The following is an 18,982-nucleotide window of genomic DNA, read 5'->3' as shown; positions in this document are numbered from 1 at the left end:
CATTCAATTTATTAATGAGCTTCCTCATGATGATGTTCCTCTACCGCTGAACCAAAGTACAATGCAGATAACATGGTAAAAATATACGCTTGTAAAAAAGCTACTAATATTTCAAGAATAGAAAGTACAAATGACAATCCAAATGATAAAGTGCTTCCTAACCAGCTTTTAAAGATAAACATTAAACCAATAATACTCATCAATACAATATGTCCTGCAAAAATATTTGCATACAAACGTATCATCAATGAAAAAGGTTTAATAAAAATACCTAACAATTCAATAGGCGCTAAAACGATTCGCATTGCTTTAGGCACACCAGGCATCCAAAAAATGTGCCCCCAGTAATTTTTATTTGCCGTAAGGTTCGTGATTAAAAATGTCAGGATAGCCAATGAAAATGTAATGGTTAAATTTCCTGTTACATTGATTCCAAATGGCATTAAACCAAATATGTTTAAGAATAATACGAAGAAAAATATAGTCAATAAATAACTCATGTATTTCTTGTAGTGCTTTTCGCCAATGTTTGGAATAGCGATTTCGTCACGGATATATAATACAACCGGCTCAAAAATTCTTCCAACTCCAGAAGCAATTCCTTTGTTTTTAGCGTATGATTTTGCCAATCCAGCAAATATTAAAAACATCAATAATGAAGCAATCATTATAGACAAAACTGTTTTTGTTATAGAAAAATCTATCGGACGAACATTAGTTGGGAAACCTGTTTTTTCGTCTTCAGTTATTGTACCTGAAGCGTCAGTTTTGTATATTTTACCGTCGTGGTGGTTTATTTTGTAGTAATTTCCATTTGATTCTGCTACAGCTTCACCGTGTTCGAATTTAGCCGAAGAAAAAACGTGCAGACCATTATCCCAAATAATTACAGGTAAAGAAAAACCGTAATGTTTTCCTTCTACTTCATCTGAAAAAAATGTAAAGTCATGGGAATCTAAAACGTGATGACCAATAAATGCTTTAATTTTAGATTTTACATCTGTTGGTTCAGCATGAGCTCCTTCATGACCTTCTTCGGTTGCCTGATGAGCAACTTCAGTTTGTACTTTTACAGTATCCTGTTCAGGATTTGCAAAACTAATTAAAGGAAGACACGCTACTAATGTCGCTATTATAAATCTAAGTGGTTTGTTTGAAATCACCATAACAGTTAAATATCTTAATTTATTACGTTTCTAAAATTTGGTGCAAAGGTACATTTTTTATTAATATTCAAAAGCATATAAAAAATTTATTTTTCGCGCATTCTGCTTATAAAACTCCTTGTTTATTGATTTTTGTTTAATATTCGTATAGTAAGGATGGTTTCCATTGCTAAAAAGAGAATAAACATTGCAAAAAAATTCCTTTTCTCAATGATACTATTCTCACCTGACGCTTGCAATACAGGCCTTAAAATCAAATAACAAACAACCATTTTAACGCTTGTACTCAATAGAAATGACATTCCAATATTATCAAAACTTTGTTCTTTTACTTTCAACAAAACAACAAAAACTATTACAGACAAAACTGAAAATATCAAATATAATTTTTCTATCGAATAATGAAAAGCGCTGTCATCTATATTAAAACTGTAAAAAATAACTTTGTGTAGAATATACGCTACTATTATCAGCAATGCTAAACTTAAAAGCGGTTTGTAATTTTTTAAATTCATGAGATTGTATTTTACCATAAGTCAAAAAAACTCAAGGCAATTTATAGGTTTTAACGTTGTTTTTATTGGTAATTTATTGTGATTTATTGATTTCGTTAACTTGTCTTATCACATTATATAAGGCTAATGCGACTCCAACCATCACTAAAATCTTGTTGTAATATACTTTGGGACTGGGATGATTTTCGTCTAACCAGTTTCCAAGGAAGGAAAACAGAAAGATAATCGCCCCCATTTGAATTGGGATATTTATCAAAGCGAGCCATTTACTAGCTTGTTTTTTGTTGGGCTTGTTGTCCATCATCAGGCATTAGATTCTTTATATTGGTTTTCATAGTGCACGAAGCGCTAAAATCAGCACCTGGTTCTACAGCTAATTTGCCACAGACCACTTCTCCATGAATACTTGATTTTGATTTTACATTCAGGACTTCTGCAACTTGAATCTTACCATCAAATTTCCCTTCTATATCTGCATTTTTGCATATAATATCGCCGGTAACACTTCCTGCAGGTCCAATCACTATTTTCCCGCTGGATTGGAAATTACCAATTAATTCTCCATCCAATCTAAAATCAGCCTGAGAAATAATATCTCCTTTTATAATAGTCCCTTCAACAATTCTGTTGGTTTTACCGAGAAGGTCTGTATACGATTTTGGCTTTTTATCAAACATGGTTATTGATTTTTTGGTGCTAAATACGCATCAAGATTCTTCTTAATCTGAATCACTTTGTAATTTTCATTAGAAATCACAATAGCAGGTTCATCGATTTTATATTTTTTATCTTCTTTTAATGCTTTAACAATTGTGTTTGCATAAACTTCTGAATTAATGCCGTGAATCGTGATGAAATTTTCCTTTTCGGTGTAAACATCATAGGAAAAAGTTAGATTTTGAAAGTTTTCAACAGTATTGAATTTCTTGATTTTATCTTCAATTGCTTTTGTATTTTTATCTTCTCGAGTACCCACTTTATAAAGAATTTTCCAGTTTTTAGTATCGGTTGTATTAAAATTCATTTGTTCTAAAAACGGAATCTGAGTCGTAACAATTTCTTGTGCATTTTTCCCTTCTTCACTATTTGGATAATTATCCGCAACATATTGCAATGCATTTTTATAAGCTGCTACTCCTCTTAATTTTCCAATTGCATTCGCTTTAAGCAGTTCAAATTTAGACACAATTTCATCGCCTGAAAACTGACTAATCAATGCATCCGCTTTTTCTAATACAGTCAAAAATTGTTCTTCTCGATATAATTTATACCATTTATTATATTCACTTTCAGTTTCATTGACTAAAGCCTCACTGGCATTATTTATCATTTGGACGTAACGAGAATTTGGGTATTCGTTCAAAACTCTTTTTTTCATTGGCTCCGCTTTGGAGATATCTATAATTTGATATATTTTATATAAATTGTACATAACCGAAGGAATTAGTTTTTTTTCTGGATTATATCTCAACAGCTGTTCAAACTTAATGCTGGCTAATTGATATTCTTTGAATTTTTCTTTATAGATAATACCAAGCTGATAATAGGCATTGTTACGCTCTTTTACGATGCTATCTATTCTAATTTGTTCCAATGGAAGCAATTTGAGATAATAATCCACAGTGTATCTTTCTTGTATTTCTTCCGAAACTGATTTTATCTTCAGTATTGTTGAATTATTGTTTAGGGTGTCTCTCCAAACTATGATACTGTTTTTGTCAGACAATCTCCAATTTCGGTTTAATAATCTTTCTCCCCAGACTTTTTTGAATTCTAGATTTCCAAAAGCAACCAATACTGGATTATAGAAATAAAAGACCTCTGCAACTCCCTTAATGAAGTTCTCGGATATTGAAGGTGGTTCCAAGGTTTTTTTCTTAGTTAATGTTCGCATTTCTTTATATGCTACGAATGATCCTTCTGACATTCCACTAGTGTTTCTTCCAATATTACCACTCTTTACTTTCTGCTTCTCTTCTAAAATGCTCTTAGCTTTATCAGCCCTTTTCAACTTAACGATGTAGTTTTCAAAATACGATATCCTGTCACTTTTTGATAAAGAAATAATGTTAATAATACTATCATTTTTTTTTGCAATGAGATCGTATGCAATAACTTCATCGAGATTCTTTCTAATTTTTTTTTGAAGAAATCCTCTCGATTTTGAATCCAGTTTTACTAATGTACTGTCATAATACTTTGCCGCGATTGGATATTCGGCATTTTTGAAATACATGTTTCCTAAATTTCGATAATTAGAGGCAATTAAATATTGGTCTGTTGTTGCTTTTTTAAGAGAAGAGTTGTAATACTTTAAGGCTTGTTTCTGGTTGTTATTTTTATCGTGAAACACTCCCATCTGATAGTAAATCACATCTAAAAAAGGTCGGTTTTCTCGATCGGCAACAAGCGTTTTAAATGTTTTTGAAAAGACAGTCGTATCTCCTTTTTCATAATCAAACAGTTGCGCTTTTTTGGCTTGAGCTTGAATCACATATTCTCTTGCCGCTTTTCTTTTCATGTCAATAACCGACTGATAACTGTACATTGCACTGTCTTTTTTTCCTAGTTCTTCATACAATTGTCCCAGTATAAAACGATATCTGGCTTTTTCAGCCTTGATTTTAGTGTATTCTTCGGCAATTTTTAATTTTGCCACAGCACTGTCTTTTTCCTCCAGATTCAGAAAAGCTTCTGATAAAAGTGCATTGGCATTAGCCACAACCTGATTGCTAAGTTTTTGTTCGTCTAGAAGTTTGGATATATTTTTAACCACCAAAGCATCGTTACCTAAACGCATATTGGTTTTTTCGCGCCAAATTTTGGCTTCATAAATATTACTGCTGTTGGGATATTTGTATAAAATATAATTAAACGCGTCTAGTGCAGGAACAAATCTTTGATCGTAATATCGGGATTTACCAAGCAATAAATAAGCTTCGTCAATCTGGCTGTTTTTCTCTCTTCCATCAATATTCATGGAATGTTTCTGAATTGCCTTTGTAGCTTTGGTTTCCGCTAATTCAAAATCAGCATTTTTGGGTTTTTCTCCTGCAATGAAATCCTCTTTAATTTGCATTTTTTCAATAGGCAAACGCTTCCAAAAATCGTCCTTGCTATTTGCTTTTATGCCAACCACACCTTTATCTAATCCTATTTGACCATTGTAGAGAATATTGTATTTAGTGCTTAAAGCATGTGATTTTCTAGCCAAAAAAGTATCCTTCTTGGTAGAACATGCTATCAAAAATAACAAAAATCCTATAGAAATTAGTTGCCTAAATGTGTTGGTTTTCAATGGTAAACGTTTTTTATCAATTAACTTTTAAAAATACCTTTTAGTATAATGACTTGTAAAAATACGTTTCTTTTTGATATAGTGGAAATTATTAGGTTTCTTTTTGATTCCCGGTTCTGCGTGAGGGAGTGCAGCGGAAATCCTTTTTTATTCTTTTTTAAGAATAAAAAAGATTGAGAGCGAAAAGCCCGACCCGGAATTTTTCTTTCCGGGTCACGCCCAAATTAAATTTTAAACCGCAAAAAACAGTTCTAACTCCTGCAGCGTCTCTCTTGATGTTTGAATATCTTTTACAATTTCGCCTTTGTTTAATGCGACGATTCTATCACAAACCTCAACAGTATGCATTAAATCATGACTGGAAACTAACACGGTAACATTTGGATTTTCGGCTAGTTCTTTAATGATTTTTTTTAATCTGTTAACCGTTGTCGGGTCTAGATTAGCAAATGGTTCGTCAAGAATCACTACTTCCGGATTTCCAATTAGTGTGGCAATAATTCCAACTTTCTTTTGGTTTCCTTTGGATAAATCGCGCAAATATTTTTTGTTTTTAAGGATTTCTCCATTAAAGAATTCTTCGTGTTTCGCTAACAAAGCATCAATATCGGCTTTGTTTTGACCACGTAAATCACCTATGAAATAAAAGTATTCTTCGGGTGTTAAGTAGCCAATTAAAAAGCTTTCGTCCAGAAAAGAGGCGGTGAAAGGTTTCCAGTTTTCGCTGGTGTTTACCTGAACGTCATTGTTGATAATATTTCCAGTTGAAGGCTGGATTAAATCCAATAAAAGACTGAAAAAAGTAGTTTTTCCGGCTCCGTTATTGCCTACTAATCCAAAACTTTGTCCTTTTGGAATCTCAAGCGTTTCAATGTTTAGAACTGTGGTTCCGTTATATGTTTTTGAAAGGTTGTTTACTTGTATCATTTTAAAAAAGTTTAATCGGTTATTGGTTGATTTGGTTAATCGCTTATGAAAATTGACTGTTAACCCTTTTGCTTGTAAGCATCAATGGTTTTATATTTTTCGGTTTTATAGACCTTTTCGATTAAAGAAAAAACTTTGTCTCTCAAAGCAAAACCTATTAGTCCGGCAATAGCGACCATGGCTAATCCTAAATTGGGATTCATTACCTTAGAACCTATCCAATAAAGAGCCACAGGCAATAACAATTTTGGCAATGAAATCAACATGGTGTTTATATTGAAAGCTTTTTTATCTCCAAAAGCTCCTTTGCTGGAATCTAAATCTATTGGCGTTTTTGTGTAAGCACCGGCAAGAAGTACCAAATGCGAATTGACTCCAATGTTGTAAATTGCGCCCACAACAATTGTAAGATATACGTGCCATCCAAAATACAAATAAAATGAAGCTAATAATGTAGAAACAACCGTGGCGATAACAATCAGCCACCATTTTGAACTCAAATATCCTTTGTAAGGAATGTTTTGTGTCATCATTAATTGATAATAGGAGCTGTCCCAACTCGGCACAAATTGACCGAAAGTGAATAAAAATCCTCCCGAAACAAAAATTCCTGCAAAAATGTGCATGATGGGATTATTATAAGCCTCAATTTTATTGGTAAAAAATAGAAAACCGTAAAATAAAAACACCACACTCATGATTACCGTGGTTTTTGAACGTTTATTTCTTTTGATTAATTTGATGTCATTTTTTAAAAACGTTCCTAAAGTTCCAAATTGGTTTAACCAAGTCAAATCCTCGGTTTTAGCAATTTTGTTTTTGGTCGAAAGTCCCGCATCCAAGTATAAATTGTTTTTGAAAAAATGAAACGTAACATAATACAATCCCATTAAAATCAAAACTGGAAGTAGAAACATCCATTTTGTATGAAACAATCCATCAAAAAATACAGAAGTATAATTGGTAATATCAAAAAACTTATAATATTGAAAACCTCCCAGAACTAACACAATTCCAACGAAAATGGCAAACAAGTTGTCTTTGTTGTTCAATAAAATATTCAGGAAATTATTGATGTAAATCAATGAAACCATTGCCAAATACCAAAGTATCACACTCACCACATCATATCCTTCGATAATCAAAACAACCGTAAACGGAATAAAGAAAAAAGCATGGACAAAATTAAAGAAAGACAAAATCGTTTTTCCTAAAGAGAAATGTACAATTGTTGGTTTTTTTATTGGTAAAGTCAGTAGCGGTCTGATGTTCATCACTGGTATAGCCTGCAACAAAAGACGAATTATCAGATCCATTAACAGGTAGTAAATCAGAAATTTATTTACGGTTACCAATGGATCAAGGTTCATTTTTTTAAGAATATAAAATGCTCCAATTCCTAATGCCAGGAAAACAATTGAAAAATAAGCAATAAGGAAGAAAATTAAAATCTTTAATCCCAAATTAGTTGCGAAAGAAGCTGATCGTGTAAAAGCCTTCCATTCGAGATAAATAAAACGTTTAAACATAATAAAGTGGTTTGGTTTTCGAATAAGTAGAAGAAACAGGAAAAAAGTTACATTGTTTTTAATTTATATTCCGGATAAGTGGCTATTAAATATTCTTCTGCTTTGGATGGGATAATTTTGAAAATAATGAAAATCACGAGGACAAGAAGAACGAAAAAGAAACTTAAACTCAATGTCCAATAGTCATTCCCAATATACTTTTCGCTATGATAAAACATTCGAGAAAACAGGTGAAGCGGAAAAATAATGGCTCCTGCAAAACCTCCATATTGATTTATGATTTCTTCAAACAACCATCTTTTTTGTTTTGTTTGCTTTTTTTCTTTTTTGATTTTATTGTTTTTGAAAATTTCGTAAAATGTAAACAAAATCAAAAAGATGTAAAGCCACATAACAATCCATTCGCTGTACTGACTTATTTTGAGAATGCTAAATAATATAAGCGTCATCGCAATTGTCAATACAATCTTAGGGACTCCAAAAAAATCTTTGAAATGGTACCAAACCAAACCGTTGTATTTTTTACCCAAAACCGCTTGTCGTTTTTCTACCACATCCATAAAACCAAAAACACCAAATTTCTTAAATTCCTTGCTTAAGACTTCGTCAAAAGAAAGCTTGGGATTTTCTTGCCATTCGGTTTCGATGGAATTCGCCAAATGATCCACTAATTCCGATTGCAAGTCATACCATTCTACATAATGCTGGCGGGTGAAGGTGAAAAGTTGGTCTATTTGTTCCTTGGAAAGTTTCATGAGTTAGAAATCAATAGTTTTTTCTCGAATTGAAAGTGTTTGTAAAAAAGCTTTAGATTTACGTAAATTAAGAACAAATAAGTCAAAGTTACAATCAACGAAATAGCTTTTATTTCTATATTTTTACTCGAAGGTAAAATAGGAAAAAGACCAATCCCAATAAGAACACCGTAAAACAGTATCAAATAAAAACTTTTGTTAAATCGGAATAAATAGGTGCTTTTTATTTTAGATTTTAAAAGAAATAATTTACCGCTTAACATTAACAATGCACCCACTAAGGATACGGTTTTTATAAAAAACACAATGCCCAACAAAACCAATGGACTCTGTAATTTATTATTAATCGATAAAATTGCAACAGTAAATAAACAGATAATAATTGCTCCGGCAAAGAGTTCCCTTTTCTTGTCATTAGCTAATTTATCTAAAATAATCTTTGGAGCCGAAAACCCGCTACCAAGCCATAAATTATGTGAAGCTGGCCTTAATTGTAACTTCCATTTTTCGAATACTTCTTTTAAAATAATCTCAAAAGGTTTCGCGTTATTACTGGTTTCCGCCTCAATTTCTGAAGCAATATGATCAATCAATTCTAATTTAATATCATCATAAACAACTCCATTCAAAACAAGAGTTTCTGTAATAATCGTTAGTTGTTGGTTAGTTAGTTTCATTTGCTGAAATTTATGTTAATTGGTATTGTTTTTTTATGTTGGAAGCGACTTTGTTGGTTAAGTGTCTTCCGGTAATTACAAGCAAAACACCCAAAACCCAGAAACAACAAAAAGGAAGAAAAATCAAATGATTTTTGCGTAGGTTTTCTATAAAGTTTTTTGCTAAAAATATACCCCAGTAAGAAAACCATATTGAACCAATATTGACGCTGAATAATGTTTCAAGTGCCAAGAATCTTTTGCCATTTATTTTTCTGTATAGAAACCAATTAAAGATCGGTATAATAGATGCACCAAGCAAAATTCCAAATAGAATTTTGATGTAAATTGAAATGTCCTCAAAATAAAAGGATATTCTATAAACAAAAACGACTAACAAAACACTCATTGCAATTTTAGGAAATTTCAAATACTCGACTACCATTTTCCATTGGCTTCGGTTAAATTCCTTATGTAAAATTATTCTTCGTTCTTTTTCAACTTCCTTAAATCCATTTCGACCAAAACGATTTTCAGCATACTGTTTTACTTGATGAAAAGTAAGTTCAGGTTCTTTTTCCCAAATTTCCTCCATACTCGTTATCATATGATCCGTAAGCTCCACTTGTAATTCATACCATTTGATGTCAAAGGATTTGACATAATTGGATACATATTCTATTTGTTCTGCTGTTAGTTTCATTTATTAAAATTCTAATTTAGGATTTACTAAACTCTGCATATTACGGATAAAGTCTTCCAATTCTGAAAGTCTATTTACCGTTTCTGTAGTTCCTTTTTCAGTCAGTTTATAATATTTTCGCATTCGGTTATCCACTTTTTCTATCTCCACATCAAGCAAACCTTCGGCTTCCAGTTTATGCAAGGCAGGATACAAAGCGCCTTCAGTGATATTTAATTCGCCTTGAGTTATCGCCTTTACTTTCTGGGTAATTTCATAACCGTACATCTTGCCGTTTTCCTCCAGCAATTTCATGATTATGGTATTCAAACTTCCTTTATATAATTGTGAATTTTTCATTTTTTTGTCGTTGCGAGGCACGAAGCAATCTCATGTTTAAGAAACAAATATACATAAGATTCTTATACATAACTTCATTAGGTATTAAAATTTCAAAATTTATCACTTTTAGAAAACATATCGGTTTACTATCTTTGTAAAAAAATAATCCCATGTCTTCATTCCTGAAACTCATTATAAAAGAAGTAAAACGTGAAACTGCAACAGCGGTTTCAATACTTTTCAATGTCCCAGCAGAATTAAAACCCAACTATGCATTTATTGCAGGTCAATACGTAAATTTGAGATTAACACTTGACGGAAAAGAAATTCGTCGTGCCTATTCTATTTGTTCTTCTCCAGAAAGCGGAGAATTACGAATTGCTGTTAAAGCGGTAAAAAATGGAGCCTTTTCTCAATTTGCTAATACAAAACTAAAAGCGGGTGACGTATTGGAAGTAGGAAAACCAGAAGGGAAATTCACCTTTGATCCTCAAGCGGACCGTCAAAAAAATTATGTTGCTTTTGTAGCCGGAAGCGGAATTACTCCAGTAATGTCAATTCTAAAATCGGTTTTGAAAAATGAACCAAAAAGCTCTTTTGTACTTGTCTACGGAAATAAATCTCCCGAAGAAACTATATTTTATCAAGAATTACACGATTTACAATTACAATTTGTGGGACGCTTTTTTGTGCATTATGTTTTCAGTCAAGCTAAAGCAGAAAACGTATTATTTGGTCGCATCGAAAAATCGGCAGTGAATTTTGTGTTGAATAACAAACATAAAGAACTGGAATTTGACAAGTTCTATTTGTGTGGTCCGGAAGAAATGATCAATACCGTTTCTGGTGTTTTAAAAGAAAAAAACATAAAAGAATCAGCGATAAAATTCGAATTGTTCACGACTTCTTCCCATGAAAATGTGATAAAAGAAAATCTGGAAGGGCATTCAAAAATCACCGTTATGGTCGATGACGAAGAAACGACTTTCGAAATGTCGCAAAAACAAACTATCCTTGAAGCCGCTTTAAAACAAGGTCTTGATGCTCCCTATTCTTGTCAAGGCGGAATATGCAGCAGCTGTCTGGCTCGCGTTACATCAGGAACTGCCGAAATGACTAAAAACTCTATTCTTACTGATAAAGAAATCGCTGATGGATTGATTCTTACCTGTCAAGCACATCCAACTTCTGCGACTGTTTATGTAGATTATGATGATGTTTAAGAAAGTGTTCAGTTTGCACTGGCAGTATTCAGTTTGACTTATACTATAAATGAACTTTTATTTTCTTTTATAACTTATATGGTTAAAAGAACACTTACAATTGTTCAATTAAACTACAAAAAAAAGAGTTTGCGATATGCAAACTCTTTTTTGTAACTAAAAGATAACAAACTCCCAACTGGAAATCGTCTCTTAACGTTCTCTGGTGCTTGTCTTACCTTCTGAACAGGTGTACGTCTGTTTTTATAGTAGAGTTTCTTAAAATCAATATATTTGAAAAAATGTCTGAGAAATATAAAGTTATCAATAATACAGTACCTACTTTTACTACCATAACGGTTGTAGACTTTGTAAACTCGTTATAACTGTTCAACTTATCACTATTTATCTATTAAACGATAAACTGCGACTGAAAACTGAAAAATATTCTCGTGTTAAATTATATAACAGTAATGAAAGTTACAATCATTACTTTACTATTAAGACCAGCATCAATTGTATCGGCTAAGTTTTTTTTGGAAAGGATAGTCAAGATCAAGTAAAATAAATAAGGAAGTGAAAAAGGTTAATAATGCAGAAGCAAGCTGGACTTTTTGTCCCGAATGTCAGGGACGAGGCAAAAAAAGTCGGGGGCTCAGCATGAAAGCGCGTCGCCAATACAAGATAGCACTCGATCAATTTGAAAAAACGAAAGGCGAAGGAACAGCACCAGTTCATCCTAAAGGTCACCTATACACCTGCTTGAATTGTAACGGATCAGGATTGCTTCCTTCTGCTAGTCATCCAATAGCAGATAAAGAAAACTTCCCACATGTTGCTATTATTGGTGGTGGTATAGGCGGTGTGGCATTAGCTGTGGCTTGTTTGCACCGCGGAATTCCTTTTACACTTTATGAGCGCGATATCAACTTTGAAGCTCGATCTCAGGGCTACGGACTCACTTTGCAGCAAGCCAGTAAAGCAATCGAGGGATTGGGAATTTTCTCGTTAGAAAAAGGCGTGATTTCAACCAGACATATGGTGCATACTACAGACGGAAAAGTGATTGGTGAATGGGGAATTAGAAAATGGATGCAGACTGATGAAAAAACGTATACGAAACGTACAAATGTGCATATCGCGCGGCAATCTTTGCGTTTAGCTTTACTTGAGCAACTCGGTGGACATGATGCAGTACAGTGGGGACACCAATTAATAAATTTTGCGGCATCTGACGGCGAAGGCGTTGATATGACCTTTGAAGTAAACGGGGCAATTCAGCGTTCCAATGCGGATCTTGTAGTTGGAGCCGATGGGATTCGTAGTTCGGTTAGAAGGTTACTGATTGGTGATGATAGTACCCCATTGCGTTACCTAGGTTGCATTGTGATATTGGGCATCTGTCCTTTGAGCGCTCTCGAAGGGATGAATAGTTCTTTGCTTGACTCGGCAACTGTTTTTCAAACCGCCAATGGCAATGAACGGATTTACATAATGCCTTATACGTCAGACTCCGTGATGTGGCAACTTAGCTTCCCAATGACAGAAAAAGAGGCTAAGGCGTTAAGTGCTCAAGGACCTCAAGCGCTCAAGGAAGAAGCGTGTCGTAGAACTCAGTGGCACGATCCCATTCCTCAAATTTTAGCTGCGACTCTGGAAGCGAAAATTTCTGGCTATCCTGTGTATGACCGAGAATTACTCCAATCAGAATTGTTAGAAAAAGGGGGTAAAGTGACCTTGCTTGGGGATGCGGCTCACCCAATGAGTCCATTCAAAGGACAGGGGGCAAATCAAGCATTGCTGGATGCGCTCATGTTAGCTCGGGGAATCTCAAAAGGATGTAACTCTTCATCTCAATGGCGGAAAGCTGGAATAAGAGAAAGTGTATTAACTGTGTTTGAGTCAGAAATGTTAGAACGCTCGGCTTCTAAAGTGAAAGATTCAGCAGCCGCCGCACAGTTCCTACATTCGGAAATTGTACTTCACGAGGGTGATGAGCCGAGAGGACGGTGTCTAAACAAAAAAGACCAATAAACATAAATTAAATAGTTGGTTTCAACCTGCTACTGCTTATCTACTAAACGATAAGCTTCGACTCAATAGTAGAAACCACTTTCTTTGGTGAAATCGTTCGCATGGCATCCTCATAACCCTCTGCTTTTTTATTTCGGTAATACTATCTGTTGTAGAACCAAATTTAAAAAAATTATCAAAATCAAGTTGTTAACCAATTATAAAAAAGCATTCCACAAAAAAATGTTTTTTTGTCTTTTGTTTTCTTCTTTATCCTCGCCGTAGGTATACCAATCTTTTGTTTTTTCTTCTATCAACGATTTTAGCCCCATTAAGTCATAGGCTTTTTTGGCTGCAATGGGTTTTATGTCCGATGCGTTACTGCTATTTAAATCTATTTTGGTAGCTATAAATGAGGTGTATAATCTTGGTATTGAAAGTCCCAAAATCATACCCGGTAAACCGCTTATAGAACATGGACCGCCAGAAATGGTGATATCGTCTGTGTAAAAAGCGAATACATACACGTCATCCATTATTTTGCCAACGGCTTTTCGGCAATTATAACCCGCTATTTCTCTATGTTCATTTGTGATTTTCCATTGTATGTTTGGTATGCTATCTGCTATTACAAAATTAGTTCCTACAATTTGCTTTTGCATATTCATTTTTCTTGCTGAAAAATCAAAATACCAAATATTTTCTTCATCTGCATCTTTTTGGTTTTTTGGTATTCTTGTTTTTGGGCTCCATCTATCAAATTTATATACGCTTTTGTTATCTGCGAAAGTATAAGTGAAATAGGATATTTTTAGATCAGACAGGTTATCTTTCATCATCTCACCCCAACTATCATTACTCATCGTTTTTTTGAGATTGGTATTTACTTCATATTCAATTACAGCTTTATCTACAAATTGCTGAGCTTTTGATGGAGTTGTAAAAATTAGTGCTGCAATAAAAAAAAGTATTGATTTCATAGATAGTTAGACTTTTAGATAATTAGATTTCGGGGTTTTTTAAACTTCGTTTAAACTCGTTCTTTTGTTTTTTTGGGTTAAATAAAGCAAAAGAATGTTGCCAAATTTGTATGTTTTATTTTTAAAATAGTTATTAATTTATTTTTTTGCGGTTTCGCCTTTGTTTTTAAAATTCCAGGTAAAGCCTATCATAGCATATCTTTTGAGCCTATCGTTTTGTTCCTCACTTACTGTGTTTTCATAAACATACCTTTTTATGCCTATGTTTTGATTCAAAATATCTCGTACCATGATATAAGCAGTAAACTCATCGCTTTTGAAAGTCCGTTGTAGCCTTGCATTCCATAATTGATTGGTAAGATTAGTTTGAAAATCGACCGTTTTTTGACGAGAAAATAAATTGTAGTCCGTGGACAGTTTCCATTTCTCTCTGAAATAAACCCCTACATCCAAACTAAAATTATTGGTGTTAAATGATTTAATTTCATCATTTAGTGAAGTGGTGTTTCTGTTATTTGAAAAATTATTACTTAAACTAATATCATATTTCTTTTCTTTGGATTTATTTAAATACATTGAAAAACCTGAAATTAAAGTTTTAGAATCATTGATTATGTTATTAATACTAAGTACCGATTTGTTATAACTAACAGATGGATTAAGATTAATATTTAAATCTAATTTTTTTATTTTAAATCCATATCCAAAATAAAAATTTCCGGAAAAATTTCCGTTTGTGTTTATGGGTTTGGTAATTGTTTTAGCACTTTCCGGATCTATATCTTTGTTGTAAGAAATTAAATTGGAGGTGGTTCTAAGAGAAATACTTTGGTAAAAATGTGATTCTGTCAAAATACTATAACTACTGCTAAATATACTTACACTATTGGTAAAGGATTGCTTTAAATCTGGATTACCTATAATTTGATTAAAAAAATCTTGATTGTTTCTCAAAGGCTGTAATTGATCGATAGTAGGCTGTTTTGTTGCCCCTTGATAATTGATACGCAAATTACTATTGCTTTTGTATTTATAGGAGAAATTTGCAGCTGGAAAAAAGTTGGTGTAGTTGCGCTTGTATTCTTTGTTTAAAGTTTGATCTTGCAAATCAAACGAAGTAAAACCAAAACCACTTCCAAAACTATAATTTATTTTTTTGGAATTATAACTCAATTTTATATTGGGCTTGTTTGTTGTTATTGTCTGTTTAAACTCGTTTGATAAAGAATTTACAACCAAATCATACTTGCCTGTAACATCTGAATAATCATAGGTTAAATAATTGCTTTCACCACTGTTATAAGTAATTTGATGCGCAAATTGCAAAGCAAATTTCTTACCAATAGGCTCTGTATAAGCAACGTTTAAAGCAAGATTTTGATTTGTTTTCTCTCCTATTTTGTTTTGATCCACATCATCCTTAGAGGAAAAAACACCTCCATCATAACTTTCATTGGAAGACTTTAAAAAATTATTTGCATTCGTATTTAAAGTGTTCCAACTGCTGTTTACAGAAAATGTACGACGGGCTTTAGCGAATTTATGTTTATACAAAATACTTGCAAACAACGATTCCTTATCTGATTTTGTAGTAAATGTTTTTTGTTGTTTATTTTTTAATAATCCATTATCTCCCGTAGTCTGTCCGTTTGTAAATTCATCGCTATCGGTACTGTAGAAATTGGTTTTGGCCGTAAATTTTATGGAATTTACAGAATCTAATTTTACGTCGTAAGTAGCATTTAGTTTAAAATTACTTCTGTTCACATTGCTTATCGTGGATTTGTTTTCGTTTAATTGGGTCTCTCCTACTTGTGTTTGGGTAATCCTGCTATTATTGTTTGTATAAATTTGTTTATTATATTTTGGCGCTAGATTCAATGTTTGTTTATCATTCCACTTGTTGCTGTACTGCAATCCTGCGTTGGTGTTTTTTATAAACCCATTTTGAGTGTCAACATAAGGTTCATCATCAGTATTGCCGCCTGTCCATTCATAATTTACATTTCCATCATCATCCATACTCATGCTTACATTATCTTCTCGTCCACCAAATTTTTCGCTGTCTTGCCAGCCAAGCCCATCTTGACCTGTATTACCATTTAATAAAAAAGCGGATAGTTTTCTTTTGCCTTTAAAAGAGCTAAGCATCGAATTGATATTGTATCTGGAATCAATACTTGTTAATGGTCCGTTTGCAGCGTCTATTTTGCCAAAATACCCTTTCTTTTTATCCTCTTTTAATTTTAGGTTAATTGTTTTTTTTCTATCACCATCATCTATTCCTGTAAACTCGGCCTGATCACTTTTCTTATCAAAAACTTGTACTTCTTTAACCGCATCTGCTCGCAAGTTTTTTACCGCCATCCCTGGGTCATCACCAAAAAATTCTTCGCCATCTACTAATACTTTTTCTACCGTTTCACCCATGGCTTTTATTACACCATTTTTATCCACTTGTATTCCTGGCAGTTTTTTCAATAATTCTTCTACATTGGCATTGGCATCTACTTTAAAATCACTTGCTCTGTAACTGGTAGTATCTCCTTTAATTCTAATAGAACCCGTCTTTATAATTACTTCTCTAAGCGCATTAATTTTGCTCATCAAAGCAATTGTCCCCATTTTTTTTTCGCCTTCTTCAACAGTTATGGCATCTACATAATCAGCATATTGGCTATGAGCCGTCATCAATATATAGTTTCCTGCTATTACATTTTTGAGATTAAATTTTCCCTCTTTATCAGATCGGGTAAACTTATATAAAATAGAGTCTTTGGGGGTTAATAAAGCAACAACCGAATTGTAAATGGGTTTTTTTTCGCTACCATCGGTTAAAACACCCGAAAGGTTCGTTTTTTGAGAAAACGCTGAAAAAGAGAAAAGGAACAAAATTGCAATTGTTACAGTAATTTTTGGCATAAATAGTTCTATTTTTATTGAATTAGCATTTTAGGATTTCTAAAGGAAACTTAACAGAAAAAGTGAATATCTTTCACCTTAAGTTAACTCTGAGTGCAAAACCTAACATAGCTGAACCAAAAATAGTATTATTCTCACTAAAAATTTACCGTCTTTTTGTTATTAAAATGTTAAAAATATTCTTACATAAAAACCACAAAAAATAGAAGAAATTAAAATTCTATACTATGTATAAATCTTAATTTATTGTTTGCTGGCATTTAAAACCTTTATAATAGAGTCAACAGGAATTGTTCGCATCGCCTCTTCATAACCTTCTACTTTTTTATTTCCATAAACCGAAGTGGGTAATTTAGGAAACTGATTTCTATCGGAAACCAAAGTGTTTTCCAATGGTTGATTGAAAGGCGAAAATCCCGCAAACGGATGCGTCGCACCCCAAAGCGTAATGACTTTTACACCAAGCATAGCCGCAATATGCGCATTCCCGGAATCCATGGAAAGCATCACATCAAGATTACTGATGAGTTGCAGTTCCTGCTGAAATTTGAGTTGCCCCGCCATATTAATGACGTTTTCTTTGTTAGAAGAAAGAGAATTCAAAATTTCGATTTCTTTTTTTCCTCCGCCAAAAAGTAAAATAGTATTGTTTGCATCCAAAGCCAGTTTATCAATAACTTCCTGCATTAAATCCAACGGATAGACTTTAGAATCATATTGTGCAAAAGGAGCAATCCCAATTAATTTTTTGTTATTTTCTCCAAGAATACTTGAAATTTCTTTGTCTAAAACCGCTTTTTTAGGAAATACGGGATGAGATAAATCAACTGAAAACCCAAGATTTTTAAACACTTTTATGTGTCTCTCGAACATGGTGGGTAGTTGCTTGAAAATTTTATTTTCCGGTTGGGTTAACGTTTTTTTCTCCGCTCTTCCTTTATCCACTGAAGCTGTTTTTTTTCCGCCTAAAGCAAAAAGTTTTCTAACGATTTTAGAACGCAAAACATTATGCAAATCGGCGAAAGCGTCAATATCTAAATGCTTTAAATCTTGGTACAAACGCAACAATCCTGCAACTCCTTTGTGTCGTTCTTTTTCATCGAAAGCAAAAAAAGAAAGATTAGGAATTCCTTCAAAAAAAGGTTTAAAAAAAGGTCTGGAGATCATGGTGATTTTAACCTGGGGATGCTGGCTTACAAAAGCCCGTAAAACAGGAACCGTCATGGCGACATCTCCCATTGCGGAAAGTCTCATGACGGCTATATGCTGGATTTTTTTGGACAATTGATTAATGGTTCAAAATATCTTTTTATTTCTTTCCTTGATACAAAACTGGATTCAATTCATCATCATTGTACATTTTCATTTGTTTGTACACTTTCATGAATTTGTCACCGTTTTCGATGTCATTTATCAAGTCATCAATTGCAGTTGATAAATCTGATCTTTGTTCTAATAAAACGTTCAATTTTTCCTGACATTTGTCTCTATGCTCTTGGGAAGCTTCGGCACGAGTGGCTTCTTCATTCATGTGGTAAATTTTCAAAGCTAAAATCGACAATCTGTCAAATGCCCAAGCAGGACTTTCAGAATTAATTTTAGCGTTTTCTTTTACCGCTACATGACTGTATTTTTGAAGAAAATAACTGTCAATATATTCCACCATATCAGTACGAACCTGATTAGAAGCATCTATTTTACGTTTTAATGTCAACGCTTCAACCGGGTCAATATTTGGATCACGAATAATATCTTCGTAATGCCATTGCACGGTATCAACCCAATTTTTAGAATATAATAAATGCTCGAATTTATCCTTTGGAAAAGGATTATTTATAGGTTGATCAACATTATCAAATTGGTGATAATCTTTAATACTTTGTTCGAAAACAGAATAAGCTAATTTTGAAAACATATCTTTATATTTTATAACGCAAAGATACTTTTTTATACTTTTATAGATTAAAAAAACTTTTAGAAGTTTAATTCCAAAAT

At 33.1% G+C, this 18,982-nt stretch carries 17 protein-coding genes; 2 read left to right on the top strand and 15 right to left on the bottom strand.

Annotated elements, in window-relative coordinates:
* Positions 1–11: 11 nt before the first annotated feature.
* The 11 genes from atpB to BUC23_RS11120 form a co-directional block, all read right to left on the bottom strand.
* Entirely contained in the window at positions 12–1,166 is a 1,155-nt protein-coding gene (atpB, locus tag BUC23_RS11170) for a F0F1 ATP synthase subunit A (protein ID WP_073209431.1), read from the bottom strand.
* Positions 1,167–1,288: 122 nt separating this feature from the next.
* A complete protein-coding gene (locus BUC23_RS11165; protein WP_073209428.1) occupies positions 1,289–1,681 on the bottom strand; it encodes a hypothetical protein in 393 nt (130 codons plus the stop codon).
* A gap of 73 nt (positions 1,682–1,754) precedes the next feature.
* Entirely contained in the window at positions 1,755–1,982 is a 228-nt protein-coding gene (locus tag BUC23_RS11160; RefSeq protein WP_073209427.1) for an AtpZ/AtpI family protein, read from the bottom strand.
* A complete protein-coding gene (locus tag BUC23_RS11155; protein ID WP_073209425.1) occupies positions 1,951–2,358 on the bottom strand; it encodes a bactofilin family protein in 408 nt (135 codons plus the stop codon). Before BUC23_RS11155 ends, BUC23_RS11160 begins: the two co-directional genes overlap by 32 nt.
* A 2-nt stretch (positions 2,359–2,360) precedes the next feature.
* Positions 2,361–4,979 (bottom strand): type IX secretion system periplasmic lipoprotein PorW/SprE, encoded by a 2,619-nt coding sequence (gene porW, locus BUC23_RS11150; protein WP_073209424.1) that lies wholly within the window; start codon positions 4,977–4,979, stop codon positions 2,361–2,363.
* 231 nt (positions 4,980–5,210) lie between these two features.
* A complete protein-coding gene (locus BUC23_RS11145; RefSeq protein ID WP_073209421.1) occupies positions 5,211–5,906 on the bottom strand; it encodes an ABC transporter ATP-binding protein in 696 nt (231 codons plus the stop codon).
* 59 nt (positions 5,907–5,965) lie between these two features.
* A complete protein-coding gene (locus BUC23_RS11140; protein ID WP_073209419.1) occupies positions 5,966–7,435 on the bottom strand; it encodes a DUF5687 family protein in 1,470 nt (489 codons plus the stop codon).
* Positions 7,436–7,482: 47 nt separating this feature from the next.
* Positions 7,483–8,190 carry a hypothetical protein gene (locus BUC23_RS11135; RefSeq protein ID WP_073209418.1) on the bottom strand — a complete coding sequence of 236 codons (708 nt, stop codon included), beginning with the start codon at positions 8,188–8,190 and terminating at the stop codon, positions 7,483–7,485.
* Entirely contained in the window at positions 8,187–8,867 is a 681-nt protein-coding gene (locus BUC23_RS11130) for a hypothetical protein (RefSeq protein ID WP_073209416.1), read from the bottom strand. Before BUC23_RS11130 ends, BUC23_RS11135 begins: the two co-directional genes overlap by 4 nt.
* Positions 8,868–8,877: 10 nt before the next feature.
* Complete coding sequence (locus BUC23_RS11125; protein WP_073209414.1) at positions 8,878–9,549, bottom strand: hypothetical protein; 672 nt, start codon at positions 9,547–9,549, stop codon at positions 8,878–8,880.
* Positions 9,550–9,552: 3 nt separating this feature from the next.
* Positions 9,553–9,888, bottom strand: coding sequence for a PadR family transcriptional regulator (locus BUC23_RS11120; protein WP_073209413.1), 336 nt, complete (start codon positions 9,886–9,888; stop codon positions 9,553–9,555).
* Positions 9,889–10,040: 152 nt separating this feature from the next.
* On the opposite strand from BUC23_RS11120, the gene BUC23_RS11115 reads away from it, so the two are divergent.
* A complete protein-coding gene (locus BUC23_RS11115) occupies positions 10,041–11,093 on the top strand; it encodes a ferredoxin--NADP reductase (protein ID WP_073209411.1) in 1,053 nt (350 codons plus the stop codon).
* A 555-nt stretch (positions 11,094–11,648) separates the two neighbouring features.
* A complete protein-coding gene (locus tag BUC23_RS11110) occupies positions 11,649–13,106 on the top strand; it encodes an FAD-dependent oxidoreductase (RefSeq protein WP_073209409.1) in 1,458 nt (485 codons plus the stop codon).
* A gap of 197 nt (positions 13,107–13,303) precedes the next feature.
* Here BUC23_RS11110 and BUC23_RS11105 read toward each other — a convergent pair whose 3' ends face one another.
* From BUC23_RS11105 to BUC23_RS11090, 4 genes are all read right to left on the bottom strand, one after another.
* Positions 13,304–14,065, bottom strand: coding sequence for a GLPGLI family protein (locus BUC23_RS11105; RefSeq protein WP_073209407.1), 762 nt, complete (start codon positions 14,063–14,065; stop codon positions 13,304–13,306).
* A 138-nt stretch (positions 14,066–14,203) separates the two neighbouring features.
* A complete protein-coding gene (locus BUC23_RS11100) occupies positions 14,204–16,987 on the bottom strand; it encodes an outer membrane beta-barrel protein (RefSeq protein ID WP_073209405.1) in 2,784 nt (927 codons plus the stop codon).
* Between the two features lie 243 nt (positions 16,988–17,230).
* Entirely contained in the window at positions 17,231–18,241 is a 1,011-nt protein-coding gene (locus tag BUC23_RS11095; protein ID WP_084538333.1) for a glycosyltransferase family 9 protein, read from the bottom strand.
* A gap of 55 nt (positions 18,242–18,296) precedes the next feature.
* Positions 18,297–18,902 carry a DUF4254 domain-containing protein gene (locus BUC23_RS11090; RefSeq protein ID WP_073209540.1) on the bottom strand — a complete coding sequence of 202 codons (606 nt, stop codon included), beginning with the start codon at positions 18,900–18,902 and terminating at the stop codon, positions 18,297–18,299.
* Between the last annotated feature and the right edge of the window lie 80 nt (positions 18,903–18,982).

The organism is Flavobacterium xinjiangense (assembly GCF_900142885.1).
In the GTDB taxonomy this organism is placed as follows: Bacteria; Bacteroidota; Bacteroidia; order Flavobacteriales; family Flavobacteriaceae; genus Flavobacterium; species Flavobacterium xinjiangense.
Note: the sequence above shows the minus strand (reverse complement) of the source record. Positions and strands in the feature narration are given on the sequence as shown.